Raw genomic sequence first — 14,973 nt, forward strand, 5'->3', positions numbered from 1 at the left:
TCAACACCTATAACTAATGTAACGCTTCTCTCAACCTTGAGAGCACAACTAGGTCAGTCTACTCCCTCCACCAAGATCACAGTTACCTCACTACCAGTTTTTTCATTAATCGATTCCGCAGTCATTGGTTTTGTCCCCCCTTCTATGAATGTTCTATATGGGCTAATCCTTGCTCTAAAACCTGCATTACATGGTTATCATCTAGAGAGTAATAAATTATTTTTCCCTCTCTTCTGTATTTTACAAGTCTTGCAGCCTTTAATACCCTCAGTTGATGGGAAATAGCCGATTGATTCATATTTAATACCGCCGCAATATCACAAACACACATTTCTGTTTGAAAAAGGGCATGTAGTATTTTTATTCTTGTGGCATCTCCAAAAACTTTAAAAAACTCTGTTAGTTGATTGACTGTAGCCTCTTCTAGCATCTGTTCTTTTACATTTTTTACGTCTTCTTCATGGATACATTGGATTTCACATACTTCAATTTCCTTATCTTTCTTCTTCATTCCTCTCACCTTCCTTTTCATATGAACAACTATTCATATGTTTATATATCTATAATACCTATTTATGGTATTGTTGTCAAGATATAATTTCAAAAAAAAGAAGCCCTTGGGCTTCTAATTATTTAAGAAATTAAACATTCTTTTCTCTATTGGTATTAAAACCTTTATGGATACTCCAATAAACTAATCTTATTAACTAACCTCTTTAACTACAAAGACTTTATTTTTCTTTTTTAGATTCCTTAGCTCTCATTCTTTAGTAATTTTTCAACTACAATTTGAGCCTTGTAGCCTTCATTAAAGTCAATGATCTTTGAAGTTTCTCCATCTATTGCATTAAATACTTCATTAATTAAATCGAGTAGATGATCATCTTCTGGTAATTCTACTAATGTTTTGTTTTGTTCCCTAGAAGTAACCCATAGTTCCCTCCAATTTACTAAAGAAAGGGTCCCTTTCCTTCCAAAAAGAGTTAATGAAAGATCCTCCATCTGGCCTATATCAGAAAAACCATTTAACAACACAGGTGTTCCATCAGATAGGGAGGCAGTTGCAATGATTCCCCCTTCACAACTGGTGGGATCATCTGGATATTCTATCTTTGTATCAATATTTTCTATAGGACCAAAAATCATTTGAACCATTTGGATATAATGGGTAAAGACTTCTCTTACGAATCCACCCTGCTCCCTTGATGAAATCCAGTCAGTCTGCTGCCATGGACGAGGCCATTGAGGAAAGTATGCCTTTAATTCTATTCTTCTTAATTCTCCCAAAAAGCCTTCCCTTAGTAAAGATTCTAATTTTTTGAAGGCTTGTGTATAGATTGTTGGAAAGTTCATTGCATGAACAATTTTTTGTTTCTCTGCAGCTTCTAGCATTTCTTTTGCCTCTAGAGTTGAGTTAGCCAGTGGTTTTTCACATATAATATGTTTATTTGCTTCCATAATCTCCAACGCTAAAGCATGATGGTATTTTGGTGGTACTGCTAAATAAATTACATCAATTTCTTGATTTGATAATAGTTCTTTGTAATGGCTAACCGTGGAAAGGTTATATTGTTGTGCAATATGCTTAAGTCGTTCTTCATTAACATCATAAATACCTAATACATTACTTCTGGGATGCTTTCTTAAGGCTTTAATGAACCTTTCTCCCACGATCCCTACTCCAATTATACCAATATTAATGATTTTATCCATTCTTAAACACCCTCCCTATCCATTTTAAATTACATCATCTTCAAGCTGAATCCCTTAGCAGAAATTATATTCCCCTATGGAATTTTAAAATTTATTTACTAATTCTAATTCTCTAGACTATATTAAAATCCCTTCCTTCTTAAATTAAGGATCTTTCCAAAAATTAGTCTCCATCAGTTTTTACTAACAGATTAAATATGATAAAATTAAAGAAACAAAATAATACATAATGGGGGGGAATCTATATGAGCATGATTGATCAAAGTATTATTATCAATAAAACTAAAGTTAAAAATAGAATATTAATGCCACCTTTGGTCTGTTTCAACTGGGGGGACGAAGATGGTTTCGAAACCTATAACAGGGGTGAACATTATGGAAAAAGAGCAAAGGGAGGAACTGGTCTAATTGTATTAGAAGCCACTGCCATCTCAAAGGAGGGTCGCCTTTGTGATACCGAATTAGGACTATGGAAAGAGGAGCATGTCCCTCAATTTCAACGGATAGCCAAAAGCTGTCATGATGAAGACGCAGTGGTTATTGTGCAGTTGGTTCATGCAGGTATGAAGTCTGTAGGAGACACAGTACTATCATCTTCTGCTGTTGAGGTAGGGGATAAAAAGTGTCTTGAAATGACCTTGGATGATATTGAGAAAGTAAAAAATGATTTTGTTGCCGCTGCTGTAAGGGCTAAAAAGGCTGGACTTGATGGAGTAGAAATTCATGGAGCCCATGGCTATCTTTTAAGTCAGTTTACATCTAAAGAAGTTAATCAAAGAACCGATCTTTATGGAGGCTCTTTAGAAAACCGATTGAGGCTTCCTATTGAAATTATTGAAGCGGTACGTTTAGCCACTGGTGATGACTTTATCATTGTCTATCGTTTTGGGGTAAATGATCCTACTATGGAGGAGGATATTTATTTTGCTAAGAAGTTGGAGGCCTTAGGCGTAGATCTACTGAATGTTTCTGCTGGCATCGGATCTAACGACATTATAGTACCTAAAGATTATCCCTTCTCTTTTGTAACTTATATGGGAACAGAGCTTCATAAGGCTGTGAATATTCCTGTTGCTTGTGTTTTTGGTATTAAGGAGCCTAAGCAGGCTGAGTATTTATTAGAGAACCATATGACTGATATGGTGGCGGTTGGTAGGGCTTTATTGGCTGATCCTGAATGGACTAATAAAGCGATTAGGGGTGAGGCGGTTGATGTCTGTTATCATTGTAAGCCCCGTTGTAAGTATAGTGTGGATGGTAGAACTTGCCCTTGGTATTAGAATTACCTTAAGATAGTATAATGGCTGATATAATAGCAATAAGAGGCTATCTCAATAAAAGATAGCCTCTTATACTTACACTTAGCTTATACTTTAAATTAATCTTTATATTATATTTGATGAATGAATATTTGTTAATTGACTTCCCTTAACTCCTTTAATGGAACTTCCATCACATCATTTGAAAACATATCTTGTTTAATTTCTGCTGTGTTTTTATTGGGATTAACTCCTGCAATCCAAATAGATTGGCCATTATATTGCACTGGTATTTTTTCGTTAGATTCTATGATTTCTTGTGCTCGTCTTGCATCCATTTTTTACACTCCTTTAGATTATTTTTTAAGGTTTCTTAATTTCCTTGATAATATATTCTTTCCACATCTGCCCATGAAAAATTCCTAATTTTTTTTATTCATAAAAAAACTCTTCTCATAAAAAATAGAGAAGAGTAAGCGTATCTTATATTATTTACGGGCTACATTTGTAATCAATGCTGCATTGGCTACTGCTTTTGCCACCTGTTCTACTACTCTTTTATCAAAGGGATCTGGAATGACATAATCTGGGGTTAATTCTGCATCTTCAATGATTCCAGCTATGGCATAGGCCGCCGCCACCTTCATCTCTTCATTAATTTCCGATGCCCTTACATCTAAAGCTCCTTTAAATACACCTGGAAAGGCTAATACATTATTAATTTGGTTTGGAAAATCTGATCTTCCTGTCCCAATTACCTTTGCCCCACCTTCCTTTGCTAAGTCGGGCATAATTTCTGGTAATGGGTTTGCCATTGCGAATACGATGGCATTTTCCTTCATACGACTAATCATTTCTTTTGTAACAACATTTGGTGCTGATACGCCTATAAACACATCTGCACCCTCCATTGCAGTTTCCAACTTTCCTTTTAATTTCTCTTTATTTGTCACTTTTGCCATTTCTTCTTGATATGAATTATTTGAAGGAGCACCTTCATAAATAATCCCTTCTCGATAAACTAAAATTACATCTTGGACCCCCACATTTAATAAGAGTTTCCCTATAGCTATCCCTGCTGAACCTGCACCATTTATAACGACTTTAATCTCTTGAAATTTTTTATTTACTACTTTAATTGCATTAATTAATCCAGAAAGTACAACAATAGCTGTTCCATGTTGATCATCATGAAATACTGGGATATCTAATACCTCTTTAAGTTTTTCCTCTATTTCAAAACATCTTGGTGCAGCAATATCCTCTAAATTAATTCCCCCAAAGGTTGGTGCTAAGTACTTGACTGTTTTTACTATTTCGTCTACATCTTTTGTATCTAAACAGATAGGAAAGGCATCTACATTGGCAAAGCTCTTAAACAAAATTGCCTTACCCTCCATTACTGGCATAGCTGCTTCTGGCCCGATGTCTCCTAATCCTAACACTGCACTACCATCGGAAACTACTGCAACTAAATTTCCTTTTGATGTATAAGTATATACTTGTTCTTTATCTTGGTGTATCATTTTACAGGGTTCTGCTACCCCAGGAGTATAGGCTAAACTTAAGTCTTCCCTTGTTTCGACCTTCACCTTCGAGTTTATAGCAATTTTCCCTACGGCATTTTCATGTAATTTTAAACTTGCTTCAGCATTATTCAAATCTTTTTTCTCCTTTCTATTTGCTACAAATTGTTTTAGCTATGTAGTGATAGATTCTTCTTATGTATTATTGTATCACTATCTATGAAGAGGGAAAACCAAAAAAAATAGGCAGTGAATGGGGTCCCCTGCCTCTCTTATTTATAATAGATTTGATAAATTTATAATAGATTAGAAAGACTAAAACTTTCCTTCTTTTGAATTAAACTGATTACAAACTTTAAGTGGGTAATCTCCCCTACAGTAAGACTGTGATCTTGAACTTCCATATATTTTTCTATTTTAGCCAAAGAAACCTCTATTGAATCTAAGTCATAATGTTCTAGTAGCGTTTCAAAAACCCCTTTAATCTCGTTCCAATCATCTTTAACTTTTTCCAATTTCTCTTTTCCAGTTTCCCAATCTTTCGCCATTATTACCTCATCTAATTCATTAATGGAGGCAATTAAACCTTCAGTTTGAACTCCTACATAGTGGGAAAAGTATAGGGCCCCACCAAAAAAGAGAATTAGTATAATTGTCGTTATCATTACAACCCTCATATGGCCTCCTTATGATATTTGCTTTTTTTGTAGATGAAACTCTCTATTTGAGGTAAGAAATGCAAAAAAGACTTCATTAATTTTTGAAACATTATTTTTTCTTAATTGTTGAGTAAGCCAATCTTCATTAAAACCAGCATTATGTAAATTTTTCGTTAATAGCTGTCCATCTAAAATTAATGTAACTGGTAGCTGTTCCTGTTGCTTATCAATTTTTAAATCCTCTAATAGAACTTGGGTTTTACCTACCTTTGGCATAATACTTATATCTCCATTGGTTTCCATTATTGCATATTCTACGTCACTTAAATTTGGATAATCCTTTAGTCTGAGTTGCTCCAGCAAATCATTCATATTGATTCTTAATCTTCTTAATTCTGACTGATCGATCTGACCTTTATTTATGAGGATACTTGGTTTACCGCAGATAATATTACTTACACTTTCACTCTTAATCGATAAATAGGAGATGATTACCTGTACTGACAGTAGTGTCAAAATAGGCACCACTCCATTTATTAATGGGATTGAGGTGTTTTCCATAGGGGTGGCAGCTAATTCTGCAATCATTAATGTAATAACAAGCTCAAAGGGCTGCATCTGAGCAATTTGTCTTTTTCCCATCATCCTCATAACAACTACAACAATAAAATATAATATAAAAGCCCTTATAAATAATATAAGCATTTTTTCAACTCCTAGCTTTAAATTACTTATATTATTATTACCTATCCTTCTTGTAATATTTAATTAAAGATGGAAGCCAACACTTGTAATTATTGGTTATTTAGGTTTGGCTTTGGGTAAATTAATAGCAATAGAACTCAGGAAAGGATGTTTTATATGTCTAAATTATTTACTCCTATTAAAATCAAGAATTTAGATTTAAAAAACAGAATTGTTATGGCTCCTATGTGTCAATTTTCTGCTGATGAAAAGGGATTTGTTCAAAATTGGCATTTTATTCACTATAGCAGTAGAGCTATTGGTGGAGTAGGCCTTATTCTTTTGGAAGCCACCGCTGTTGACCCTAATGGTAGAATTATGGTTGGTGATTTAGGTATATGGGACGATCAGCATATCGCTGGATTAAAATCTATTGTTGATGAATGTAAAAAATATGGGGCAAAGATTGGAATACAATTATTTCATGCTGGTAGAAAGTGTACCGCACCTGAAAAAGAATCTGTCGCTCCCAGTCCCATTGCCTTTAGCGAAAAATATGCTGTTCCCCATGAACTTACAAAAGAAGAAATTAAGGAGATTGTAGTTGCCTTTCGACTAGCGGCTAAACGCTCATTAGGTGCTGGTTTTGACACCATTGAAATCCATGGTGCCCATGGATATCTAATTCATCAGTTTTTATCTCCCCTGTCTAATTTACGAAAGGATGAATATGGAGGTAGTGCAGAAAATAGAGTTAGGTTCTTAAGGGAGATTCTTGAAGCAGTTAGAGAGGTTTGGGATAAACGTAAGGCCCTTCTCCTTCGTGTATCTGCTGAAGACTACGCTGAAGGTGGTAACACGTCTGAAGACACTGCTTATTTGATTAATCTAGTAAAGGAATATGAAATTGACTTGGTAAATGTTAGTTCAGGAGCCATTGTTCCTGCAGAAATTAATGTTTACCCAGGTTATCAAATTACTTTCTCAGAAATTATCAGGGATCTTACTGGATTACCTACTATTGCAGGAGGACTGATCACTTCTCCTTTAATGGCAGAGGAGATTCTTTGTAACCAACGGGGAGATTTAATTTTTATTGGAAGAGATTTATTAAGGAATCCCTATTGGCCTTTATACGCCGCAAAGGCCCTAGATGTAGAGATGGAATGGCCCAACCAGTATCGAGGTGCAAGATTATAAAGAAAATGAGATGGTAGATTGTGATCCTTCATAACAACAGAGTATGAAAAGGAGGTAAGGGTTCATTTTGTTCCCTTCTACCTCCTTTTCTTTTTTCATATGGAAGTGGACACTTATTTTAATTTTATATTATGGAAATTAAGAAATTCCTTAAATAATGGTAAATTTGTATAACTTATGATGTTTGAAACTTTCTACTAATCCTTTAAATTATAAGTAATTATAGTTTCTCTATTCTATAATTCTATTGAGATATGTTTAATCTCAAGAAAACCTTCGATCCCAAAATGTCCTCCTTCACGTCCAATGCCACTTTCTTTGTAACCACCAAAGGGGGCTTGGGGAGTAGAGGTTCTACCGTCATTAACTCCTATAATGCCAAACTCTAACTTTTCCGCTACTCTAATGGACCTGGAAAGGGATTCCGTAAAGAAATAGGCTGCTAATCCATAATCGGTATCATTTGCCATCTCAATAGCTTCTTCTTCTGTTTTAAAGCTAATGACTGGTAGAACTGGTCCAAAGGTCTCTTCTTTGGCAACCGTCATTCCCTTTCTGACATTTGAAAGCAAGGTTGGTTCCACAAAATATCCCCCCTGCTGACTAATGCCATTGTGATAAGATTTACCACCAAACTCTAATTTTGCACCTTGCTCTATAGCATCTTTTATATGCTGTTGTATTTTATCATAGCTATTTTTATCTATCACAGGACCAATTAAGACCCCTTCTTTCATACCGTCTCCTACAATAAAATCTTTTAATCTGTTTTTAAGTTTTCCAATAAACTCTTCTTTAATTGATTCTTGCACATAAAAGCGATTTGAGGCAATGCAGGTTTGACCACAATTTCGTAGCTTTGATGCTAAGGCCTCTTCTACAGCTTTATCTAAGTTGGCGTCTTCAAATACAATTAAGGGAGCATGTCCACCTAGTTCTAGAGAAATATTTTTAACGGTTTTTGCCGATTGTTCCATGAGTTTTTTGCCAACCTCAGTTGATCCAGTAAAAGTTACTTTTCTTACCCTTTTATCTTCCATTATGGTATTACCAATAACCTGAGCAGAACCAGTTACTAAATTAACTACTCCCTTAGGAATTCCTGCTTCTTCAAACAATTGACATAGTTTTATAGCTGTTAGTGGTGTTTGAGAAGCTGGTTTTAAAACCACTGTGCATCCCGCTGCTAATGCCGGGGCAATTTTCCTAGTAATCATTGCAGCTGGAAAGTTCCAAGGAGTGATGGCTGCAACTACCCCCACCGGTTGCTTAATAGCCAAAATCCGCTTGTTTGGGCTCCAAGCGGGTATTGTTTCACCATAAATTCTTTTAGCTTCTTCTGCATACCAATCAACAAAACCTGCAGCATAAAATACTTCTCCTAAAGCTTCTTTAAGAGGTTTGCCCTGTTCAAATGTCATTAATTGAGCAATTTCTTCTTGTCTTTCAATCATTAACTGATATACCTTTTTTAAGTAATTACTTCTGACATTAGCTGGAAGGTCTGCCCACCGGGGTAAAGCCTCATAAGCAGCTGTGATTGCTTCCTTTGTCTCTTTTTCTCCTCCATTAGGAACATAAGCAATTAATTCTCCTGTAGCTGGATTATACACTTTTATTGAATTTTCTTTCTTACCCGAAATCCATTCTCCGTTAATATACATCTTATAATTTTCCATTGCAATTCTCCCTTCTTCCCCTTATTTCTGCTGAAGTAACTGGCTTTAGTTTAATTGAAAAGCATGTTGATTTTATTTTTACTTATATTTGATTTTAGATTTTCATCATTATTATATCAAAAAATCGCTGTAGAAAAATATCCTTTAATGCATCGTTTAAATTAATCATATAAATTTTAGTAATATCATTATTCTGTTATTGTATTTTATGTTTTTTTATTGGTATAATTGAATATACTTTCTATGGAGGTGTTGACATGAATATTTTTAAAGCAATTATTTTAGGTTTGGTACAGGGACTAACAGAATTCTTGCCTGTTAGTAGTTCTGGTCATTTAGCAGTTACCCAAGGAATTTTGCAAGTACCTGAAGATCGAATCTTATTCTTAACAGTGATGCTTCACTTTGGTACTTTAATGTCTATATTTTTCATCTATTCAAAAGATATCATTAGAATTGTTGTAGAGTTCATTAAGCTTATATTTGAACTACTTAGTGGAAAAGGCCTTAAATTCAACAATGAATATAGAAAATTAGGACTCCTTATTATTATAGCCACCATCCCTACAGGATTAATGGGGATCTTCCTCAATGATATTTTTGCAAGTTTTTATACTTCACAATTAATTATAGGGATCTCTTTGCTAATTACTGGTACCTTATTATGGACGGCAGAAAAAGTCCATAAAGGTAAGAAAGATATTCGTCATATGAAATGGCATGACGCTCTCATTGTTGGTATTTTCCAAGGGTTTGCTATTACTCCGGGAATATCTAGGTCTGGTTCGACTATCGTTGGTTCCCTTTTAAGGGGCTTTAATAAGGAATTAGCCACTCGATTCTCCTTCTTAATTTCTATACCAGCTATTTTAGGGGCTACTGTTTTCGAAGTAAAAGATGCTTTGGAGGTCGGGTTAGGAGATCTAACCTTTGGAATATTATTAGCAGGTATTCTTGCCGCCTTCTTTTCTGGTGTATTTGCTATTAGAACTTTAATTAACTTTATTAAAAAGGAAAAATTATATTATTTCTCTTATTATACTTGGGCCGTAGGAAGTATTATTATAATTTTAACCTTAATAAGATAGCTCAATCAAAAACATATCCATGATTCTATAAGAATTTGACTTAATTTACTACAGATTATAAAGAGTAAAAACAACAAAACCTATAACAAGCAATATAAAAAGGAGTCGTCTAATATGATGGTAATCATTTAGGCAACTCCTTCTTTTATTTAGGTTATTAAGTTATTAAGTTATTAAGCTTTTAAGCTTTTAAGTTCTTAATACTTACTTAATTAACCTTGGAAATAAAACATTGTTTTCTAGGTGAATGTGTTGAAATAAATCCCATTCTAGTTCTTCTAGTCCTTTGTAGGTTAATACATAACTAGTGCAGATTCCTGCAGGTGGCGTATAATCTGATGTTATTTTTCTTAAATTCTTTATAATATCCCCTGCTCCATCGTGTTCTTCTTCAAGTTCTCTATTAACTTGGTTAATTTTATCTAAAAGCTCTGGTGAAGGGTTTTTATCATACTCCTTCACTAGGGGGAACAAAATTTCTTCTTCTTTAATTAAATGTTGCTCTAACTCTAATTTTAACAGGTGGAAGTTTTTATGCACCTTTGTAAGAACTTCTCCATGGTCTACCCCATGAACCCTTAGGATTTTTGTTGTTAAGTCACTTAATCTTGGTAACACTTCCTTTACATAGGTGTGGTGTTTATCAACAATATAATCAATTAATTCAGAATTACTAAACTCAAGATAATCAGCTGCTTTTTCCTTTAGAGCTTGAGCTTCTTCATAGGCCTGATCTAGCTGACTTAAAACTTCTTCAGTTTTTAAACCTTGTTCTTCTATCGCTTCAGATAAAGGTCTATGTCCACCACAACAGAAGTCTATTCCTAAAGTTCTAAAAATTTCTGCTGCCTTTGGAAGCTTAATTACTACATCACCAATCTTTTCATTACTATTAAATATCTTTTTCATTGTTATCCCTCCAATTACTTATTTTATGTCTTTATCTTACCCCATTTTGGGAGGGATTTCTTTGATTTAACTCACATTTAGAATCTTTTTATTTCTACTTTCTTTTTCTTCTATTCTTTTCTTGTCCACCTGTTGGCATCTCTTGTATTAAATTTTTGCATCATTAAATGAAAGGCTTCTTCTAAATCAATATTTAAAGAGTTTGCAAAGCAAACGATGATAAACATAATGTCTGCAAGCTCCATATCAATAGTATTATGGGGTTCGTCTTTTCTTTTTGGCTTTTCTCCATGATAATGATTAACCTCTCTGGCCAATTCTCCTGCTTCTTCTGTTAATCGTGCCATTAAAGCCAGCGGACTAAAATAACCTTCTTTAAATTGACCTATGTAATCATCAACTAATTTCTGCATTTCTTTAAGGGTTAAATCGCTTTTCTGTTTCACTTTATTTCCCTCCTTATTTTCACTCTTCACTGCCAGTGGAAGTTTAATTCGCCAAATGCTACTCCTTCTGTCAAGGATACTGCTCCTATGGCTGCAATTAAAGCCCTACTGACCTGTTCTTTATAAACATTATATAGTTTTTTCCTGAAAGACACAAAAAAACCTTACTGCACAAAAATACTTATACTGTAGTAGTCATTGACTGTTGCATGGGGTTAAAGGCGAACTTCATCAGATAGTAAGAAACTTCTAAGCTATGATATTGGTATGATAAAATTTTTTGATTAATTCTTTGGCTCTTGAATCATACTAGTTATTATTCTTATAATAAGGAGTTGATAAATTGTTTAAGGAAATGCTTCAACCTGACCTGTATCACGGTAGGTCTCCTTGGAATAAATTTGAAGGTTGGTATTTTAAAATTACTAATGAAGCCGCCACTGAATCTTTTTCATTTATACCTGGTATCTTTTGGGGAGACAATCCAAAAGATTCCCATAGTTTTCTGCAAGTATTAGAGGGTTCTTCTGTTAATTACACCTATCACCAATTTTCTACTGAAGCTTTTAGGGCCTATTCTAGTCCTTTTAGGATTTGTTTAGACAAAAATGTCTTCTCCTTAGACGGTGTATCCCTTTCAATCAAAACAGATCATCAGAATATTGAAGGTGAACTTAGGTTTAAAAATCTAATTAAATGGAAGGACCATTTTCTTTCCCCTGGGAGCATGGGATATTTTAATTTTATCCCCTTTATGCAATGTTATAGTCAAGTCTGCGGAATGGACTTAGAAATTTCTGGAGAGCTTTCTATTAATGGAAGGACTTATCACTTTGATCAAGGAAGAGGCTATATTGAGAAAAATTGGGGTAATGCTTTTCCCTATTCTTGGATTTGGATTCAGTCTAATAGTTTTATCCATTCTCGAACTTCTTTAAGTTGCTCGATTGCCCATATTCCCTTCTGGCGTACTAGTTTTAGGGGCTTTTTAGTAGGCTTGTATCATGAAGGAAGTTTTTATTCTTTTACTACCATGAATGGTTCTTCTGCTGTAATTAGGGAGCTAGGAGGGGATGTGACGATCACTTTAGAAAACAAGAACCATCTTTTAAGCATTGTCACTAAAAGTACTTCAGATGATTTTCTGCTATGTAACGGGCCCAGAGACGGAAAGATGGTCCCCTTGGTAAAGGAAAGTTTAAAAGGGAATGTATCTGTTAGTTTAAGGGACCAAAAAAATAATAGTTTAATTATGGAGGGTTTAGGGAGAGCTACAGGTATTGAATATGGTGGAAATTTCAAAAACCTGTATTAATAAAATACAGGTTTTTGAAATAACTTATTTATTTAAAAGTTAAAGGTATATACTTTGTCAATATGCTTCTTTACATCCCAGGTGCATTTTAATCCCTTGGGAAAAGTCACTAGCATTCCTTCTGTTATATGAACAGTTTCATCTGATGTTGTAACGATTACTTCCCCTTCATAGAAGTAGGCTGTCTCTTCTTCTGGATATTCCCAATCGAAGATACTGGGCTCACACTGCCAACGGTTCCATAGGTCGACCTCCATCTCCTTTGCTTCCTGTAGGGTTAATTTTTTTACTTCTATCTTTTCCATTAGTACACCTCAATTATTTTTACATTTTGTGTATTCATCAAATAATAAAATCCTATTACTACTATAGTAAAAAGGACTAACTACTATTATAACAAAAAAACCCTAGGATGATAAAGCCTTTTTCTCCATCATAATCATGTAATTTTATCCTTTTATTTGCTTTTCTAGACTGTTTCTATTAACCTATATCCAAATTATCCATTTAATTTTAAATACTGGTATATCATTTACCTAAATGTTATAATATATAAAATATTCCTTCTCTTCATAAAGATTTAAATAAAACATAACTGAAGAATTAGAAGGCAAAAAATATATGGGAGGAACAAAAATGAAGAAAAGACGTTTGTGTCTATCACTATCTATTCTTTTAATTATTTTTTCAACATTTACCACCTTTGCCGGTGGTGTTGAAAAGGCCATACCATCTACTCCAACTAATTTATCAATTATAATAGATGGTAGCCCCCTTATCACGACAGGTTACGATTTCTATGTCGGTCAAGATGGCTTGACGATGTACCCCTTACGGCTTATTGCTGAAAACCTTGGTGGTGAGGTTTTTTGGGATGCCTCTAGCAATACCACTTTAATTGCCAACGAAAAAGGTAGTATCTATCTTAACCCGACGACTGCCTCAGTAATGATTAATGGTGTGAATAAGAAGATAAACTACAGTTTTGAAACATTTGACTCTAGATTATACGTTCCATCAGATTTTTTTCGTGATGTATATGGGGCAAGGATAAAAATTGATGCCGGTACTGTAAACTTTATTAGCCCTGCTTTAAGCCTTGAATCTTCTGACCTAACAGCACCAGAAGAAGAAATAAAAACTGCTTTGGCATCTTATTTAACCAGCCTAGAGCTAAATAGAAACTTCTCTGGTCAAATTTTAGTATCTAATAGTGGGAGGATTTTATTAGACAGATCCTATGGCTATTCAGATTTCGAAAATAAAATTAATGCTTTTAATTCTACCAACTTCGCAATAGGTTCAGTTACAAAACAGTTTGTAGCAGCTGCTATAGTTCAATTGGCTGAAGTTAACAAGCTTTCCTATGATGATACTATTTCAAAATATTTAGACAATGTTCCTTTTGGTGATGAAATCACAATTCATCAACTACTAACCCATACTTCAGGACTTTTTAATTATACCGATTTATTACCTAATATGTTAGAACAAGATCTTTCAGAATTAACGTTTCCATATCTGATGACATTAATTAAAGATAAGCCACTGGATTTTGAACCAGGAACAAATTTTAACTACTCTAATACTGGTTATCTTATTTTAGGTGAAATTGTTGAAGAAGTCACCGGTAAAACCCTGGAAACGTATCTGACGGAAAATATCTTCCTTCCCCTTGGAATGAAAAATACAAGTATTGCCTATAGATTAGAAGAAAGGCTTGTTGAGGCCAAAGGTTATACAGGTCATACAGAGGTAGTTGAAGACCATATTGATAGGTTGTTATTAAATATGGCCTATGGAGCTGGTTATTTAGCCTCTACTGCCCAAGACCTTTACAAGTGGAATTCTGCTTTATTAGGGTGGGACATTGTTTCAGGTAAAGGACTAGAAACATTATTTGGTAAATCACCAGATATGAATTTAATGGTTCCCTATGCCTACGGATGGATGATTAATACAGGTGAACTAGGTGAAGAAATTTCCCACGGTGGTAACACAATAGGATTTACCAGTGAAAATGCTATTTTTACTGATGCTGATGTTCAAATTATCATTCTAACTAATAAGGGTTATGCAGATCTTCAAAGCATAAAGAGTGATATTATCAGCATTCTTAATGGAAAAGAAGTAGAGCCTTTAGAAGAAATCACTTATGTAACAGTCTCTGAAGAACAGTTAAATAAATATATTGGTAGCTATGAAATTAAAGATCTATTAAAAATCGATATTTTTGTTCATGAAGGATCTCTTATGCTTCAGGGGGAAGACCAACCTGCTATTGAGCTTGCTCCAACCTCTGTAACAACATATGAGTCTCCAATGTTTGGTATTGCAATTGAATTCGATAATATAGATGACCCTACTTATTTTATTCTTCACCAATCAGGGCTACAACTTAAAGCAGAAAAAATACAATAATCTTGTATAAAAGGGACTTCCTAATATGGAGGTCCCTTTATTATACAATTGCTATAAATAATCTAATACAAGAT

At 34.3% G+C, this 14,973-nt stretch carries 16 protein-coding genes; 5 read left to right on the forward strand and 11 right to left on the reverse strand.

What is annotated here, in order from left to right; translation table 11 throughout:
- Positions 1–142: 142 nt before the first annotated feature.
- On the reverse strand, positions 143–511 hold the full coding sequence (locus T335_RS0110690; protein ID WP_026477545.1) for an ArsR/SmtB family transcription factor: 369 nt from the start codon (positions 509–511) through the stop codon (positions 143–145).
- Positions 512–753: 242 nt separating this feature from the next.
- Positions 754–1,713: a Gfo/Idh/MocA family protein gene (locus T335_RS0110695; protein ID WP_026477546.1), complete on the reverse strand. Its 960-nt coding sequence runs from the start codon at positions 1,711–1,713 to the stop codon at positions 754–756.
- Positions 1,714–1,958: 245 nt separating this feature from the next.
- Between T335_RS0110695 and T335_RS0110700 the strand changes: the two genes are divergently transcribed.
- The gene (locus tag T335_RS0110700; RefSeq protein ID WP_026477547.1) at positions 1,959–2,993 is read left to right on the forward strand and encodes an oxidoreductase; all 1,035 of its coding nucleotides are present in this window, start codon (positions 1,959–1,961) and stop codon (positions 2,991–2,993) included.
- Positions 2,994–3,127: 134 nt separating this feature from the next.
- On the opposite strand, the gene T335_RS0110705 is transcribed toward T335_RS0110700, so the two are convergent.
- From T335_RS0110705 to T335_RS0110720, 4 genes are all read right to left on the reverse strand, one after another.
- Complete coding sequence (locus tag T335_RS0110705; protein WP_026477548.1) at positions 3,128–3,310, reverse strand: H-type small acid-soluble spore protein; 183 nt, start codon at positions 3,308–3,310, stop codon at positions 3,128–3,130.
- Positions 3,311–3,460: 150 nt separating this feature from the next.
- Positions 3,461–4,633, reverse strand: coding sequence for an NAD(P)-dependent malic enzyme (locus T335_RS0110710; RefSeq protein ID WP_026477549.1), 1,173 nt, complete (start codon positions 4,631–4,633; stop codon positions 3,461–3,463).
- Positions 4,634–4,794: 161 nt separating this feature from the next.
- Positions 4,795–5,175, reverse strand: coding sequence for a DUF4363 family protein (locus tag T335_RS0110715; RefSeq protein WP_026477550.1), 381 nt, complete (start codon positions 5,173–5,175; stop codon positions 4,795–4,797).
- 9 nt (positions 5,176–5,184) lie between these two features.
- Positions 5,185–5,862: a YetF domain-containing protein gene (locus T335_RS0110720; RefSeq protein WP_026477551.1), complete on the reverse strand. Its 678-nt coding sequence runs from the start codon at positions 5,860–5,862 to the stop codon at positions 5,185–5,187.
- A 156-nt stretch (positions 5,863–6,018) separates the two neighbouring features.
- Here T335_RS0110720 and namA point away from each other — a divergent pair, with 156 nt between their 5' ends.
- Positions 6,019–7,041, forward strand: a complete 1,023-nt coding sequence (namA, locus tag T335_RS0110725) for an NADPH dehydrogenase NamA (protein ID WP_026477552.1) — start codon at positions 6,019–6,021, stop codon at positions 7,039–7,041.
- 236 nt (positions 7,042–7,277) lie between these two features.
- Here namA and T335_RS0110730 read toward each other — a convergent pair whose 3' ends face one another.
- Positions 7,278–8,720: an NAD-dependent succinate-semialdehyde dehydrogenase gene (locus T335_RS0110730; protein ID WP_026477553.1), complete on the reverse strand. Its 1,443-nt coding sequence runs from the start codon at positions 8,718–8,720 to the stop codon at positions 7,278–7,280.
- A gap of 257 nt (positions 8,721–8,977) precedes the next feature.
- Here T335_RS0110730 and T335_RS0110735 point away from each other — a divergent pair, with 257 nt between their 5' ends.
- A complete protein-coding gene (locus tag T335_RS0110735) occupies positions 8,978–9,808 on the forward strand; it encodes an undecaprenyl-diphosphate phosphatase (RefSeq protein ID WP_026477554.1) in 831 nt (276 codons plus the stop codon).
- A 204-nt stretch (positions 9,809–10,012) separates the two neighbouring features.
- Here T335_RS0110735 and ric read toward each other — a convergent pair whose 3' ends face one another.
- The 3 genes from ric to T335_RS22840 all read right to left on the reverse strand — a co-directional run bounded on the left by ric (position 10,013) and on the right by T335_RS22840 (position 11,318).
- A complete protein-coding gene (gene ric, locus T335_RS0110740; protein ID WP_026477555.1) occupies positions 10,013–10,717 on the reverse strand; it encodes an iron-sulfur cluster repair di-iron protein in 705 nt (234 codons plus the stop codon).
- A 110-nt stretch (positions 10,718–10,827) separates the two neighbouring features.
- Entirely contained in the window at positions 10,828–11,163 is a 336-nt protein-coding gene (locus T335_RS0110745; protein WP_026477556.1) for a nucleotide pyrophosphohydrolase, read from the reverse strand.
- A gap of 26 nt (positions 11,164–11,189) precedes the next feature.
- Positions 11,190–11,318 (reverse strand): hypothetical protein, encoded by a 129-nt coding sequence (locus T335_RS22840; protein WP_278246895.1) that lies wholly within the window; start codon positions 11,316–11,318, stop codon positions 11,190–11,192.
- 188 nt (positions 11,319–11,506) lie between these two features.
- Between T335_RS22840 and T335_RS0110750 the strand changes: the two genes are divergently transcribed.
- Positions 11,507–12,478 carry a tocopherol cyclase family protein gene (locus T335_RS0110750; protein WP_026477557.1) on the forward strand — a complete coding sequence of 324 codons (972 nt, stop codon included), beginning with the start codon at positions 11,507–11,509 and terminating at the stop codon, positions 12,476–12,478.
- A 32-nt stretch (positions 12,479–12,510) separates the two neighbouring features.
- Here T335_RS0110750 and T335_RS0110755 read toward each other — a convergent pair whose 3' ends face one another.
- Positions 12,511–12,783: a cupin domain-containing protein gene (locus T335_RS0110755; protein WP_034328286.1), complete on the reverse strand. Its 273-nt coding sequence runs from the start codon at positions 12,781–12,783 to the stop codon at positions 12,511–12,513.
- A gap of 331 nt (positions 12,784–13,114) precedes the next feature.
- Between T335_RS0110755 and T335_RS20445 the strand changes: the two genes are divergently transcribed.
- Positions 13,115–14,899 (forward strand): serine hydrolase, encoded by a 1,785-nt coding sequence (locus tag T335_RS20445; protein ID WP_051569263.1) that lies wholly within the window; start codon positions 13,115–13,117, stop codon positions 14,897–14,899.
- Positions 14,900–14,973: the final 74 nt, after the last annotated feature.

Source organism: Alkaliphilus transvaalensis ATCC 700919, from assembly GCF_000621485.1.
Lineage (GTDB): Bacteria > Bacillota > Clostridia > Peptostreptococcales > Natronincolaceae > Alkaliphilus > Alkaliphilus transvaalensis.